The sequence below is a fragment of the Phenylobacterium sp. genome (assembly GCF_965229015.1).
Classification (GTDB): domain Bacteria; phylum Pseudomonadota; class Alphaproteobacteria; order Caulobacterales; family Caulobacteraceae; genus Phenylobacterium.
Map to the genome: position 1 here is coordinate 726,002 of NZ_CBDDIM010000002.1, position 13,779 is coordinate 739,780.

Genomic DNA, 13,779 nt, shown 5'->3' on the forward strand with positions numbered 1-13,779 from the left:
GGCACGGGCGCCTATGTCTCCATTCTGCAATAATTTACTACTGTCAGAACAGGTGAGGCGGTCAATCCCACTCGGAAGCCACTAAGCGTCATGCGATCCGCGAGCGAGCCGAAACAGGCCACCCGCTACGCTTCGCAAGCCCAGAGCCGGAACTCAACTTATGCCGCCGCGTGACGGTAGATCGATCTGCTCTGAACCGAGCCACCTCTACGACGTCCAAGGCCGCCGGCAGATCGGCGCCCTGCTGGAAGGCTGGCTCGCCCGCAACCTGGCCACGCCGTTCGAGCTGATCCATCGCCCCGATCTCGTGCGTAAGCTTGTCGCGGCGGGCGCAGAGCTGCAGCACGCCATGCAAAAGGTGGCGGTGCCCGCGGCGCTGGCCCGAAAGACCAGCGTTCACGAAATCATTCGCGGCTTGCAGCGTGTGGTCGATGAGGCCGTCGCGAACCTCCTGAGAGATGACAAGCAAGGCCGCCTTCCGGTAATTGAGCCTGGGACGTTCGCCCAGGTCTGCATCGACCTGCTCGAGGCGCCGGATCGGCGGTATCTGTTGGGCGCCGGCCTAGCCCGCTTGCTCAGCGAGGCCGAAAGCTGGAACGCCAAGGTCCAGGTGTCGCTCGACCTGTTGGCCGAAGCCCCCACGAATCCTGCGGCCCGCGAACTTGCGCTCTCGGTTCTTGAGCAGCCGATCAGCGAGATTCTCGGCTCCGATGTCGGCTTGGCGAAGGTCGTCGGCCAGGAACTGGATCGCGGCGGACTGATTCTGGCTCTGATCGGCTTGGCCCATGGTCAGGTGGTCGAGGCCGTGACGAAGCTCCACCCGTCGCTGGCGAGCAAGTCCTCGCCGCCATCGGAGGTCGCCGCCGGCGTGATGCAATGCCTGGAGCAAGGTATGTTTCCCGGGCTGCGGGTCGAGATGGGTAAGAGAATCCTGCGCGAACTTCAGGCGCCCGGCCGGTTGCGTCCCGATAGCGTCGCAGCTGAGATCGAGCTGACGCGGGTCCTGGCGGTGATGCTCACGGCCTCGGCCGGGGGGAGCCTGCCGGACGACGAGGTGCGCGACGCGATTGTCGAACGCTCGCGGCGTCTGGTGGAGCCCGGTTTCATCAACACCTTGCTCGAGGGGGTCGCCTCACCGCTCGCCGAAGGCGCCGCTCTGCTTCTGGTGCTGGAGAACGTCACCGGAGACGCCAACCGCCTTCGAGCATTTCGCCTGGTCGAAGCGAACGTGACCTCGGCGCGGTTCTCCACGCAGACGATGGATCCCGCCTTTGGCCCCGAGACCATGATCCTGGAACTCGCGCGCTTCCATCGTCGCATCGCCCGCGCCGGCGCGGGCGTCGCAGGGGCCGAGCGGCTCTTGACCTATATCGGCGAGCTCGCTGGCAGAATCGATGAGCGCCACGGCGTGATCAAGGGGTTGACGAACGCGTTGATGCCGCGGCCCAAGAAGCTCGAACTCCTTCAGCGGATGGCCAGCGGCGAGACCGCGCCGCCGGGGCCCGTCGCCGAACAAGCGAGCGCGGTCACAAGGCGGCTCGGCGTCTGAAGTGGCCCTGGGGTCGACTAGGATATTTCTCCGCCGCAATTCGCCCGGAAGCACGGTTTTCGTCGATAGCCAAGGAAAGGCGTCGATCACGCCGCGAGCCGCGCCATCGGCTTTCGTGCTCCCTGAGCGGTCACCTCGTCATGAGGCCTCCTGGTGTTGAACTGGAATTGGCATGCGGGCAGAAGGGCGAGGCAGACACGGGCAGGGCGCGCGCGAAGGCGATCCTGACCGTCCTACTGTGGCAGGTCGCGGCGATCGGCTCGATCGGGACGCCGGCGACTGCGGCTGAGGTCCTGCCTGAGGACCTCAGCCATCCTGCGACATTAGATGTTCAGCCCCCAACTTTGGTGGTGCAAGTGGATGCGCTATGGGACAGGCCCAGGATCGCCCACATCAGTGGCCGAATAGGGCGCATCACGGCTTCCCGCTGGAAAGCTGCTCAGGACCGAGGAGCGAGCCGGAAGCGTCGGCGACGTCGTGAGCCGCCGACGCCCCTCCGTCCCCGCGCCCGGGGATAAATCGAGCGCAGGGTTGGGAGCTCGCTAGCCCTTCGGCGACGGGGTGGGGGCGACCATCATGGTCATGCACATGTCGTGCATGGCCGCGTCGCCTTTCATCATCGGGCAATCGCAGTTCGCCATCCGCGCATGCTCGGAACCCTCGCGCGGGACCTTGATCACGGTACGGAACACGTCGTGCGGGTTCGAGGGCGGCGGCGCGACACGATAGGTGTAGTCGCCTTGGGGTTCGGGTTGGGCCGCGAAGGCCAGGGTCGCGGCCGAGAGGCCGAGCGTCAGCGCCGCGGCGCCGATCGCGATGAGATTGCGGGAGGTCATGGGACCATCCTCCATTCCGGTTGAGCGCCCGCCGGACGGAGTCCGGGCGGGCCAATCTGGGCTGACGGCGTCGTTCGCACGTCAGCGGGCGCTCGATGTGAGCCCGCGCCGACGCTGACGCCTGCGATCAGGCCAGCGGTCTGGGAGGGTGGTAGAGGCGGGGCGCGGCGACGCCCTCGCGCGTCTGGTCGATGTTGGTGAAGGTCACGCTCTCATAGGCCACGGAGCCGGACACGCCGAACGAAGCCGGGGGCGGCGTCGCCACCGTCGCGCAGCCCATCTTGCCGATGCAGTCGGCCGTCATGCCCTTGCAGGGCGTCTGGATCGGCGCCTTGGCGGCAGGCGCCTTGGCCATGCCCGGCATGCCGCGTATCTCGGCGCAGTTCATCATGGCCGGCGCCATCTGGGCGGCGGCCGAGACGGCGTCCGTCGTCGGGGTCATGGGCATCGGCATGGCGCGCGCCGACGTCTGGCCGACAAAGCCGGCCAGGGCGAGCACCACGACGAGATTGCGGATCAGGTTCCACATGACACGACAGACCTAGGCCGGGCTCCGAGCTTAGGCAAGTTTCGTTTCGGTAAGGTAGCCGGCGCGGCGCTAAGGGCGCCTTGCGCGAAGGCGCCGACCCCTCAGGCCGCCATGGCGCCCTTGCCGGGCGCCATGGCGCTCGCCGTCAGCGAGGACGCTCGGGCTCGACCGCGGAGGCGTCGGCTGCGTGGGCGTCGGCCGCAAGCGGCGTCCTGACGACGGTGCGGAAGACGTCCTTCGCGTTCGAGGGCGGCGGCCCGATGCGGTAGGCGTACGCCCCGTCCATTCCTGAGGCGGCGTAGGCCCCGATCGCCAGCGGCAGGCTGAGCGTCAGGGCGGTGAGGACTAAGCGAGTGATCATTGGGGTTTCCCCGAAATCTATGGTGTCGTCAGACGGCAGGGCCGTCTTGGCGGGACGGCGCCGGGGTGGAATCAGGTCGCGCACCTGACAGTCCAGGCACCCGACCGCGCCACCAGCGGCGTGGCGGAACCGACGGCGACCGCCGTCGGCTTCACGCCATAGATTTCGGAGGTCGGTCGGGCCCAATGGGCACGTGGGAACGCCAAGTCGTGCTTTTCGACGGGGCAAGCGCCATCTGTGCTTCGAGGACCGCGAGGCTCGACATCCCCGCCAGAACGGCCACGCCGCCGGCGCAGGCCACCGAGCAGGTCTTCGCGCAGCCCTTCAACATCTTGTCGCAACAGGGATCGGATTTGACGGGCGCGGCGAGCCCATCGGCAGACGCACCCATCGACGCCATGCTGGGAGTGACGGCCTGGGGGGTATCCATGCCGCAGGCCATCGGCGCCGCCGAAGCGGTGATCGGGCTGGCCGCGAGGGCCAGAAGAGCAACAATGGCGATAAGAAAGCGCGCCATGACGCCATTTTCCGCCCGCTGGCCTGCACTGTCACGCTGAATTCCGGGCGGATTCGGCTGGCGCTGGGCCGTTGATCGGCCCGGATCAGGCGCAGAGCACCTCGATGACCGGGCAGGACGGCGCCGTGTCGCCCCGACACCGATCGACGGTGCCCGCCAGCGCCGCTTCAAGCCGAGCGAGATCGGCCATCTTGGCGCGCACGGTCTCCAGGTGCGCCGCCGCGATCGCCTGCACCTCGGCGCAGGAGGTTCGGCCGGGCTGAGCGAGTGCGATTAGCGCCCGGATGTCGTCCAGGCCGAATCCAAGCTCCCGCGCCCGTCGGATGAAGGCCAGGCGCCGGCCTTGTTCGGCGGTGTAGCTGCGATGTCCGCCTGCCGTGCGGTCTGGCTTGGGCATCAGGCCGATGCGCTCGTAGTAGCGCACGGTCTCGAGGTTGACGCCGGCGGTTTGCGCCAGCCGGCCGATTGTCAGTCCACGCCCGCCAGCCATGATTTTACCTCTTGAACCCGTAGTCACTACGGGTTGCACCTTAACAGCGAAGGGTCGCGGAGGCGCTGCATGTCCGTCGAAAATCGCCGCCAAGAGCTCGGCAAGGCTGATCTTGTGCTGGGTTGGTCCGCCGTCGCGACGGCGAGCGCGGCCGTTTTCGCCTGGACGGCGTGTTGCGTCCTACCAATCGCGCTGTCGGTTGCAGGCCTTAGCCTTGCGGGAACCGCGTGGATCGCCGGGCAACGGTCGTGGTTGACGATCGCGACGGTGCTGGTCCTGGGCGCGGGTTGGTGGACGGTGTGGCGCCGCCGACGGGCCTGCGACGCGGATTCGAATTGCCGGCCGCCGTCGCCGATGACCCTAGGCCTGCTCTCGGCGGCGACGCTGTTGGCCTTGGCGGCGCTGGTCTGGCGGCCCCTGATCGAGCCCTGGCTCCTTTCTCTCCTGCGGGCGGTGCGAGGATGAACGCCGTGACGATCTCGACGCTCACCTGTCCGCATTGCGGCCATCAGGCCATCGAGTCCATGCCGACCGACGCCTGCCAGTATTTCTACGACTGTCGTGGGTGCGGAGCGCTCCTGAAACCGAAAGCTGGGGACTGCTGCGTGTTCTGCTCCTATGGCGATGTCGCCTGCCCGCCCGTGCAAGACGCGGGGACGGGCTGCTGTCGTTGAAGCGGTCAAGGCCACCTGTCGCGGACGGGCGTCCGACTGCAGGGTTATCGAGGCCCTGGAGGCGTCGGTCAGCGAACACCTATAGAATCCTCTCGGAGGTTGGCAGGCGCGGGGAGGGGGGGAACTTGGCGAACGGCCTTAATGAGCGTGGCTCGTTGAACAGCTTTCGCAGGCGGTCCGGCGTTCAGCTCGACAAGTTGCGCTTTCAGCAGGAAAAAAACGGCGCTGATAATAGCGCCCTCACCCCTGCGCGGCCTACCAGCGGTCCGCCGCGGCGTCTGGGCGATCGGCTTCGTCTCGATGTTCATGGATATCTCCTCGGAGATGATCCAAAGCCTGCTGCCGGTGTTTCTGGTGAGCACGCTCGGCGCCAGCGTGGCCCTGGTCGGGGCGATCGGAGGGATCGCCGAAGCCGCGGCCTCGGTCACAAAGGTTTCTCCGCTTGGATCAGCGACCGGCTCGGCAAGCGCAAACTCCTGGCCGTGCTCGGCTATGGCCTCGGGGCGCTCACCAAGCCGGTCTTCCCCCTCGCCATGACGCCGTTCGAAGTGTTCGCGGGTAGGTTCTTCGCTGGCGCAAGGACGGACGTTTGCCCCCGTCAGGATCGGTCTCCATCCGCCGAGGCAATCTCATCGCGGTGCCGACCTACTCCGTCGAACTTGCCGAGCGATCGCTCGCCAATCCCGCGATCATCGAGGCGTGGCGCGCAGCCGACAAGATTAGTTAGCAATAACAAACTCCGCGATGCGAGATCCCACGCTCCATGTCATATAGATATAAAGATGTCTTTATATCAGAGTTGACAGAGGGCCCTTCCTGCGCTTTGCTCCAGGCGTCGTGGTACCCTGGGGCGTTCGCTCCCCTGGGGCTAAGATGGAAGCCGGTGCTGGCCCTCGGGCCTATTCCGGAGCTGCCCCCGCAACTGTGAGCGGCGAGCCGCTGTCCGATAAGTGTCACTGAGGCGCCGAACTTCAACGGTGGCGCTTCGGGAAGGCCAGGACAGAGGCGTTGACCCGTAAGCCAGGAGACCTGCCCCGACAGATAACGTCCTCCGGCGGGGTGTCCGGTCAGGCCGCAAGTCAGGCGTGACCAGCCCTCGCTGGCGCGCGCCTGCTCGCGTCTGATCGCCTCGCCACAACAGATTGGCTTGGCATCATGACCGTCACCGTCGCTTCCCTTGGTTTCCCCCGCATCGGCCCGCGGCGTGAGTTGAAGACCGCCCTTGAACGGTTCTGGTCCGGCAAGAGCGACGCGGAGACGCTGCTAGCCATCGCCGCGGATCTTCGCGCCAAGACCTGGGCGCGCCAGCGCGACCTCGGCGTCGATCACATCCCGAGCAACGATTTTTCGTTCTACGACCATGTGCTCGACACCAGCGCGATGGTGGGCGCCGTGCCCAACATCTACGGCTGGACCGGCGGGCCGGTGGCGCTCGACAGCTATTTTGCCATGGCGCGCGGCGCCCAAGGCGAGGCGGAGCACGCCGACTGCGGCCCTGGCCATCACCAACACACCGTCGATGTGCCGGCGGCGGAGATGACCAAGTGGTTCGACACCAACTACCACTACCTGGTCCCAGAGGTGTCGCCGGGCCAGACCTTCGCCTTGTCTTCGACTAAGGCGCTCGACGAGTTCAAGGAGGCCAGGGCGCAGGGCGTCCATACCCGACCCGTTCTGCTGGGGCCGGTCACCTTCCTGAAGCTCGCCAAGAGCAAGGACGAGACCTTCAATCCCCTGACCCTGCTGGACGACCTCATTCCGGTCTACGCCAAGGTGCTGAACCAGCTGGAGCTGGCCGGCGCGACCTGGGTGCAGATCGACGAACCCTGCCTGGTCCTCGACCTGGATGAGGCCGACCGCGCCGCCCTCGCGCGAGCCTACTGGCTGCTGTCGCGGACGGCCCCGGGGATCAAGCTGATGCTCGCCACATATTTTGGTGGGCTGGGCGAGAACCTAGAGACGGCGCTCACCCTACCGGTGGCCGGGCTGCACGTGGACCTGATCCGTGCGCCCGATCAGCTCGAAGACGTCATGGCCGGCGCGCCGGCGACGATGGCCCTGTCCCTCGGTGTGATCGACGGCCGCAATGTCTGGCGCGCCGACCTTGAGAAGATCCTCAACCGCCTGAGCCCCCTGTTGAAAGGCGGCCGGGAGATTGTCCTGGCGCCCTCCTGCTCGCTGCTGCACACGCCCATCGACCTCGATCAGGAGAAGGGGCTGGACGCCGACGTGCGGACCTGGCTCGCCTTCGCCATCCAGAAGATCGAGGAACTGGTCGTTCTCGCCGGCGCCTTGAATAACGGCTGGGCCAGTGTCGCCGAGACGCTGGCCGCCAGCGCGGCGGCGGCCCAGGCCCGGCGCACGTCTCCAAAGATCCACGACGCCGCTGTTTCCGCGCGGCTGGTGCAGGTCGACGCCGCGATGACCAAGCGCGCGTCGGCCTTCGCCGCTCGGCGTAAGGTCCAGATCGAGCGCCTTAATCTGCCGGCGTTCCCGACCACGACCATCGGTTCGTTCCCCCAGACCGACGAGGTTCGCAAGGCCCGCGCCGCCCACGGCAAGGGCGATCTCAACGACGCCGACTATGAGACCTTTCTGCGGGAAGAGACCGCCCGCACGGTGGCCTGGCAGGAGGAGGTCGGCCTCGACGTGCTGGTCCACGGAGAGTTCGAGCGGAACGACATGGTGCAGTATTTCGGCGAACAACTGGCCGGCTTCACCTTCACCAAGCACGGCTGGGTTCAGTCCTACGGCTCGCGCTGTGTGCGTCCTCCCATCCTCTACGGCGACGTCTCTCGGCCGAAGCCTATGACGGTCGAGTGGTGGCGCTACGCCCAGAGCCTGACGGATCGGCCGATGAAGGGCATGCTGACGGGGCCGGTGACCATCCTCAACTGGTCGTTCGTGCGCGACGATGTCTCGCGAGAACTGGCCTGCCGCCAGATCGCGCTGGCCATCCGCGATGAGGTGGTCGGCCTGGAAGCGGCCGGCGCCGGCATCGTCCAGATCGACGAGGCGGCGCTGCGGGAGGGGTTGCCCCTGCGCCGCGGCGATTGGGACAACTATCTGCGGTGGGCGGTGGAGTGCTTCCGCCTGACGGCATCCGGCGTGGCGGACCACACCCAGATCCATACCCATATGTGCTATTCGGAGTTCAACGACATCATCGCCGCCATCGGCGACATGGACGCCGACGTCATCTCAATCGAGACGGCCCGCTCCAAGATGGAGCTGCTGGACGCCTTCGCCGACTACGCCTACCCGGCCGAGATCGGCCCTGGCGTCTACGACATCCACTCGCCGCGGGTGCCGGCCGTCGATGAGATGGCCGAGCTGCTGAAGGCGGCCCGCGGCCGCCTCCCGGCCGACCAGCTCTGGGTCAATCCCGACTGCGGATTAAAAACCCGCAAGTGGCCGGAGACCCGTGCTGCGCTGATCAACATGGTCGAGGCTGCCAAGCAGGCCCGCGCCGTCGGCGCGTGATCAAGGCTCGCCGCAGGCCCGCTCGAGGGCTGCGGCGGATGCTGTCCCCCTTCCAAATCCAGGAACCGTCATGTCCATGTTCTTCTCGCGCAGCCTCGCCGCCGACCCCGTCATCGCTCAGGCCCTGGAGGCTGAGGCGGCGCGGCAGGACGGTCAGATCGAACTGATCGCCAGCGAGAATATCGTCTCGCCCGCGGTGCTGGCGGCGCAAGGCTCGATCCTCACCAACAAATATGCTGAAGGCTATCCGGGCCGGCGCTACTACGGCGGCTGCGAGTACGCCGACGTGGTGGAGGCCGCCGCGATCGACCGGGCGAAGACCCTGTTCGGCTGCGGCTTCGCCAACGTCCAGCCTCACTCCGGGGCGCAGGCCAACGGCGCCGTCCTGATGGCGCTGCTCAAGCCCGGCGACACCATCCTCGGGATGTCGCTCGACGCGGGCGGCCACTTAACCCATGGCGCCAAGCCGACCCTGTCGGGCAAGTGGTTCAACCCGGTCCAGTATGGCGTGCGCCGCGAGGATGGCCTGATCGACTATGAGGCGGTGGAGCGACTGGCGGCGGAGCACCGTCCTAAGTTGATCATCGCCGGCGGCTCGGCCATCCCCCGGCAGATCGACTTCGCCCGCTTCCGCGCCATCGCCGACAGCGTGGGCGCTTGGCTGATGGTGGACATGGCGCACTTCGCGGGCCTGGTGGCGGGCGGCGCCCATCCCAGCCCCTTGCCTCACGCGCATATCGTTACGACCACGACGCACAAGACCCTGCGCGGCCCGCGCGGCGGGCTGATCCTCACCAACGACGAAGCCCTCGCCAAGAAGATCAACTCGGCCGTCTTCCCCGGCCTGCAAGGCGGTCCGCTGATGCATGTGATCGCCGCCAAGGCGGTGGCGTTCGGCGAAGCATTGCAACCGGATTTCAGGGACTACGCCGTCCAGGTCGTCGCCAACGCCCGCGCGCTGGGCACGGCTCTGACCGGGCGGGGCTTCGATCTGGTGACGGGCGGCACCGACACCCACCTCGTGCTGCTGGACCTACGTTCCAAGGGCCTCACCGGCCGCGCGGCCGAGACCAGCCTGGAGCGCGCCTGGCTGACCTGCAACAAGAACGGAATCCCCTTCGATCCCCTGCCGCCCGCCCAGACCAGCGGCGTGCGCCTGGGGACGCCGGCCGGAACGACGCGGGGCTTCAAGGAGGCGGAGTTCCAAAAGATCGGAGACTTCATCGCCGACGTGCTGGACGGACTGGTCGTCCATGCCGGCGACAACGCCGTTGTTGAAGAGCGTGTGCGCGCCCAAGTGGGGACATTGACGGCGCAGTTCCCAATCTACGCATCCACCAGCCAGCGGCTCGCCGCGGAGTAGTCAGGCGACGGGATAAGGGGTGCGGGCGCTTCGGTTCACGTCCACGGCGATGGCGCGTCCCACAGCCGGGAACGCACGTTGCGGACAGGCGGGGCGTTCGCAGACCTTGCAGCCGACGCCGATCGCCGTCGTCAGGTCGGTCTTGTCGAGCCCTTTGCCATACACTAGGCGCGACGCATGGCGGATGTCGCAGCCCAATCCCACGGCGAAGGTCTTGCCGGGCAGTCCGAAGCCGGGACTGGGGCGGCCGACAGTCCGGGCGATCCAGAGGTAGGTCCGGCCATCCGGCATCTGAGCGAGCTGGGTCAGGACCGCGCCCGGCCGGTTGAAAGCTTCGTAGACGTTCCACAGCGGGCAGGAACCGCCAACGCGGGAGAAATGGAAGTCGGTGGCGGACTGACGTTTGGAAATGTTCCCGGCGCGGTCCACGCGAACGAAGAAGAAGGGCACGCCCCGCGCGCCGGTCCGCTGCAGCGTCGAGAGGCGGTGGCAGATGGTCTCGAAGCCGACCCCGAAGCGCCGCCCCAGCTTCTCGATATCGTAGGCCTCGGCTTCGGCGGCGGCCAGGAACGGGCCATAGGGCAGGATCAGCGCGCCGGCGAAGTAGTTCGCCAGGCCGACACGAGCCAGCTTGCGGGCTTCCTCGCCCGCCAGGGCCGGATCATCGGCCAGCTGTTCGATGAGCTCCCCGAGCTCCAGGAACGCCAGTTGCGTCGCCATCTGGAACGCCTGCTGCCCTTGCTTCAGGTCGGCCGAGATGTGGAGCGTGCGGTTGACGGTGTCGAATTGCCGCTGCGCGCCGTCACCCTCGTCCAGAACCACGCGGACGCCGTGTTTCTCCGCCAGCCAGGCGGCGAGTCCCGCGTGGACCGACCGCGGTGCGAGGCCGGCCGCCGCGTAGAGCCGCTCGGCCGCTTCGTCCAGCACTTCGATGTGGTTGTGGCGCGCGTAGAAATAATCACGCACCTGCTCGAAGGGCATGCGCGCTGGCCCGGCGGCGATCCAGTCGTCCCCGAGCTGGGCGGCCATGGCTTCGCCGCGCTCGGCCGCCTCGCGATAGCGGCGATAGAGGGACACCAGGGCCCGTCCGACGACAGGCATGTTGGACGCCAGCTCGCGGATTTCCGCTGTCGCCACGGACTCGGCCTGCGCCCCGTCCGACAGGGCTTCGCGCAGGTCGGTGATGAGGCGGGCCTCCTCATCCTCGGAGAACAGCTGCACGTCGACGCCGAAAACGGCGTTGATCTTCAGCAGCACTGGGACCGTTAAAGGCCGCTGGTTCTGTTCCAGCTGGTTGAGATAGCTGGACGAAATGCCGAGCGCGTTCGCCAGCTCGACCTGTTTGAGGTTCTTCTCCTCTCGCAGTCGGCGCAGCCGTACGCCCATGAACGCCTTGCGCATACAGTGTCCGATCTTCGCAATATTTGCTAATTTGACGACATTTGTCCGCAAATTTTCGCTTATTCAGTCGTTCCCGCAGATGGGGAAGCTGCGGATATTGCAAAGAATGTCGATGATCGACAAGTGGCAGGTGGGGCAGACGAACCGACGGAAGCCCATCCGCCGATTGATGGTCGCCAAGCGGTCGGAGATCGCGATCCGGGTGTTCCGGGCCGCGGCCGAACTGGCGGTGCGGACCATCGCCATCAATGCCGAAGAGGATCGGCTTTCGCTCCATCGCTTCAGGTTGGAGCGCCGATGGCGGGTGCCATCTCCTCGATCGTGGCGCGGAAGGGACAGAAGGTGTCTGCGGGCCAGCCTCTGCTGACGCTTGAGGCCATGAAGATGGAGACGACACTGAACGCGCCGCGAGATAGCGTCGTCGCCGATCTGCTGGTCAGTGCGCGCGACAGCGTCGAGGCCAGGGATCTGCTGGTCATCCTGACCTGATCCATGATGCGCCCCGCTCAGTAGAACCAAGCTCGCTCTCCGACGACCTTCGATTGCTTCGCAATCTTCGCTGATTTGCAGATCGGCGTCCGCATTTCTCCGCTTTTTCAGTCATTCCGCCGGGCGGAGGCGTTGCGGATAGTGCGTGCATGATCCCGCACCGAGATCCCAGCGCCGTGCTGCCCAGTAACTTCGAACCGGCTGAAACGCGCTTCGTGGAGATGGTCTTTCCCGAACAGGCCAATCACTACGGCACGCTTTTCGGAGGAACGGCGCTCAGCCTGATGGGCAAGGCCGCCTTTGTCGCCGCCAGTCGCCGGGCCCGTTGCGCTGTGGTGATGGCGACCTCCGACAAGGTGGAGTTTCACCACCCGGTGGCTGTCGGTCAGCTGGTCGAGATCGCCGCGTATGTCTCGCGGGTCGGTCGCAGTTCCATGACGGTCGAAGTCGGCGTCACGGCCGAGACCCTGGTCAGCGGAGAGCGACGACTGGCCATGCACGGCCGCTTCGAAATGGTCGCCGTCGATCAAGCCGGTCTGCCGATCCCTATTCCCGAAAACTCTGTCCCAAAGGAAGCCTGAATGTCGCTGCACGACGTCCGCACCTACAAGTCCGCTGAGCCGCTGGCGCGGGAGGACCAACTGGCCTGGAAGCTGGCGGCTGTCGCGACCGATCCGGTCGCGGTCGATCCCGAGGTGGCCGAGATGATCGGCAACCGGATCATCGACAACGCCTCGGTGGCAGCGGCGTCTATCGCGCGCGGTCCCATCCGCTCGGCGCGCGCCCAGGCGCTGGGTCATCGCTCGGGGCGCGGCGCGCCGGTTTTCGGTCTCGCCGGAGACGTCAAGGTGAGCCCGGAGTGGGCCGCTTGGGCAAACGGCGTCGCCGTGCGCGAACTGGACTTCCACGACACGTTCTTGGCTGCGGAATACAGCCATCCCGGCGACAATATCCCGCCGATCCTGGCGGTGGCCCAGGCCAAGGGCCTCGATGGCGCCGCCCTGGTGCGCGGTCTGGCCGCCGGTTACGAACTCCAGGTCGATCTCGTGAAGGGCATCTGCCTGCACGAGCACAAGATCGACCATATCGCGCACCTGGGTCCCAGCGCCGCCGGCGGCATCGGCGCGCTGCTGGGTTTGTCCACCGCGATCACCTATCAGGCGATCCAGCAGGCGCTGCACACGACGACGACGACGCGCCAGTCGCGCAAAGGCGAAATCTCCACCTGGAAGGCCTATGCGCCTGCCTTCGCCGGCAAGATGGCCATCGAGGCCGTGGACCGCGCCATGCGGGGCGAAGGCGCGCCATCGCCCGCCTATGAAGGCGAGGACGGCTTCATCGCCTGGCTGCTATCCGGCCCTGGTCATGTCTACCAGGTCCCGCTACCGGGCCCCGGGGAGCCGAAGCGCGCGATCCTCGACACCTACACCAAGGAGTATTCGGCCGAGTACCAGAGCCAGGCGCTGATCGACCTGGCCAAGCGTATGGGCCCCAAGATCGGCGACCTCTCTCAGGTCGAGAGCGTCCTGATCAAAACCAGCCATCACACCCATTACGTGATCGGCACGGGCGCCAACGATCCGCAGAAGATGGACCCGAACGCCAGCCGTGAAACCCTGGACCACTCGATCATGTACATCTTCGCCGTCGCCCTGCAGGACGGCGGCTGGCACCACGAGAAAAGCTATGCGCCGGAGCGTGCCCGCCGCCCCGACACGGTTGAGCTGTGGCGCAAGATCACCACCGAGGAAGATCCCGCCTGGACGGCGCGCTACCACGCGCCCGGCGCCGACAAGGCGTTCGGCGGCCAGGTCGTCGTGAAGCTGAAGGACGGCCGGACCATCGTTGACGAACTTGGCGTCGCCGATGCGCACCCGGCCGGCGCGCGCCCATTTGCGCGGCCGAACTACGTCGAGAAGTTCCGCACCCTGGCCGACGGCATCGTCGAACGGGCGGAGCAGGACCGCTTCCTGGCCCTGGTCGAGAAGCTTCCCAGCCTCAGCGGCGCCGAGGTCGCGCAACTCAACTTCACAGTCTCATCCGACAAGCTGGGGCCTGACGCCCCGGCCGGCATTTTTTGAGCGGAG

15 protein-coding genes, 1 pseudogene and 1 riboswitch are annotated in these 13,779 nt (G+C 66.7%); of the genes and pseudogenes, 9 read left to right on the top strand and 7 right to left on the bottom strand.

Features of this window, described 5'->3' with window-relative positions; translation table 11 throughout:
• Positions 1-160: 160 nt before the first annotated feature.
• Positions 161-1,549 (top strand): hypothetical protein, encoded by a 1,389-nt coding sequence (locus ACO06I_RS19855; RefSeq protein ID WP_421934346.1) that lies wholly within the window; start codon positions 161-163, stop codon positions 1,547-1,549.
• A gap of 542 nt (positions 1,550-2,091) precedes the next feature.
• Here the strand turns inward: ACO06I_RS19855 and ACO06I_RS19860 are convergent.
• The 5 genes from ACO06I_RS19860 to ACO06I_RS19880 form a co-directional block, all read right to left on the bottom strand.
• Positions 2,092-2,385, bottom strand: coding sequence for a hypothetical protein (locus tag ACO06I_RS19860; protein WP_421934347.1), 294 nt, complete (start codon positions 2,383-2,385; stop codon positions 2,092-2,094).
• Between the two features lie 127 nt (positions 2,386-2,512).
• Complete coding sequence (locus ACO06I_RS19865) at positions 2,513-2,914, bottom strand: hypothetical protein (protein WP_421934348.1); 402 nt, start codon at positions 2,912-2,914, stop codon at positions 2,513-2,515.
• Between the two features lie 145 nt (positions 2,915-3,059).
• Positions 3,060-3,275, bottom strand: coding sequence for a hypothetical protein (locus tag ACO06I_RS19870; RefSeq protein ID WP_421934349.1), 216 nt, complete (start codon positions 3,273-3,275; stop codon positions 3,060-3,062).
• A 151-nt stretch (positions 3,276-3,426) separates the two neighbouring features.
• Positions 3,427-3,792 (bottom strand): hypothetical protein, encoded by a 366-nt coding sequence (locus tag ACO06I_RS19875; protein ID WP_421934350.1) that lies wholly within the window; start codon positions 3,790-3,792, stop codon positions 3,427-3,429.
• A gap of 85 nt (positions 3,793-3,877) precedes the next feature.
• Entirely contained in the window at positions 3,878-4,282 is a 405-nt protein-coding gene (locus ACO06I_RS19880) for a MerR family transcriptional regulator (protein WP_421934351.1), read from the bottom strand.
• 69 nt (positions 4,283-4,351) lie between these two features.
• Here ACO06I_RS19880 and ACO06I_RS19885 point away from each other — a divergent pair, with 69 nt between their 5' ends.
• From ACO06I_RS19885 to glyA, 4 genes are all read left to right on the top strand, one after another.
• The gene (locus tag ACO06I_RS19885; protein ID WP_421934352.1) at positions 4,352-4,747 is read left to right on the top strand and encodes an MFS transporter permease; all 396 of its coding nucleotides are present in this window, start codon (positions 4,352-4,354) and stop codon (positions 4,745-4,747) included.
• Positions 4,744-4,956 carry a GDCCVxC domain-containing (seleno)protein gene (locus tag ACO06I_RS19890; RefSeq protein WP_421934353.1) on the top strand — a complete coding sequence of 71 codons (213 nt, stop codon included), beginning with the start codon at positions 4,744-4,746 and terminating at the stop codon, positions 4,954-4,956. Before ACO06I_RS19885 ends, ACO06I_RS19890 begins: the two co-directional genes overlap by 4 nt.
• Positions 4,957-5,777: 821 nt before the next feature.
• A riboswitch (cobalamin riboswitch) is annotated at positions 5,778-6,007 on the top strand.
• A gap of 104 nt (positions 6,008-6,111) precedes the next feature.
• Positions 6,112-8,439, top strand: coding sequence for a 5-methyltetrahydropteroyltriglutamate--homocysteine S-methyltransferase (metE, locus tag ACO06I_RS19895; protein WP_421934354.1), 2,328 nt, complete (start codon positions 6,112-6,114; stop codon positions 8,437-8,439).
• A gap of 70 nt (positions 8,440-8,509) precedes the next feature.
• Complete coding sequence (glyA, locus tag ACO06I_RS19900; protein ID WP_421934355.1) at positions 8,510-9,802, top strand: serine hydroxymethyltransferase; 1,293 nt, start codon at positions 8,510-8,512, stop codon at positions 9,800-9,802.
• Here the strand turns inward: glyA and ACO06I_RS19905 are convergent, their stop codons facing one another.
• On the bottom strand, positions 9,803-11,203 hold the full coding sequence (locus tag ACO06I_RS19905; protein WP_421934356.1) for a short-chain fatty acyl-CoA regulator family protein: 1,401 nt from the start codon (positions 11,201-11,203) through the stop codon (positions 9,803-9,805).
• Between the two features lie 63 nt (positions 11,204-11,266).
• A complete protein-coding gene (locus tag ACO06I_RS19910) occupies positions 11,267-11,443 on the bottom strand; it encodes a hypothetical protein (RefSeq protein WP_421935123.1) in 177 nt (58 codons plus the stop codon).
• Between ACO06I_RS19910 and ACO06I_RS19915 the strand changes: the two genes are divergently transcribed.
• The 4 genes and pseudogenes from ACO06I_RS19915 (at position 11,373) to ACO06I_RS19930 (ending at position 13,773) form a co-directional block, all read left to right on the top strand.
• A complete protein-coding gene (locus ACO06I_RS19915; RefSeq protein WP_421935109.1) occupies positions 11,373-11,570 on the top strand; it encodes a biotin carboxylase N-terminal domain-containing protein in 198 nt (65 codons plus the stop codon). The two genes, ACO06I_RS19910 and ACO06I_RS19915, sit on opposite strands and share 71 nt — an antisense overlap.
• Positions 11,498-11,692: pseudogene (locus ACO06I_RS19920) on the top strand (biotin/lipoyl-containing protein); the annotation flags it as partial. The gene ACO06I_RS19915 and the pseudogene ACO06I_RS19920, both read left to right, overlap by 73 nt.
• A gap of 149 nt (positions 11,693-11,841) precedes the next feature.
• Positions 11,842-12,273 (top strand): acyl-CoA thioesterase, encoded by a 432-nt coding sequence (locus ACO06I_RS19925; protein ID WP_421934357.1) that lies wholly within the window; start codon positions 11,842-11,844, stop codon positions 12,271-12,273.
• Positions 12,274-13,773 (top strand): MmgE/PrpD family protein, encoded by a 1,500-nt coding sequence (locus ACO06I_RS19930; protein ID WP_421934358.1) that lies wholly within the window; start codon positions 12,274-12,276, stop codon positions 13,771-13,773. It abuts the gene before it with no gap.
• The last annotated feature ends 6 nt before the right edge of the window (positions 13,774-13,779 follow it).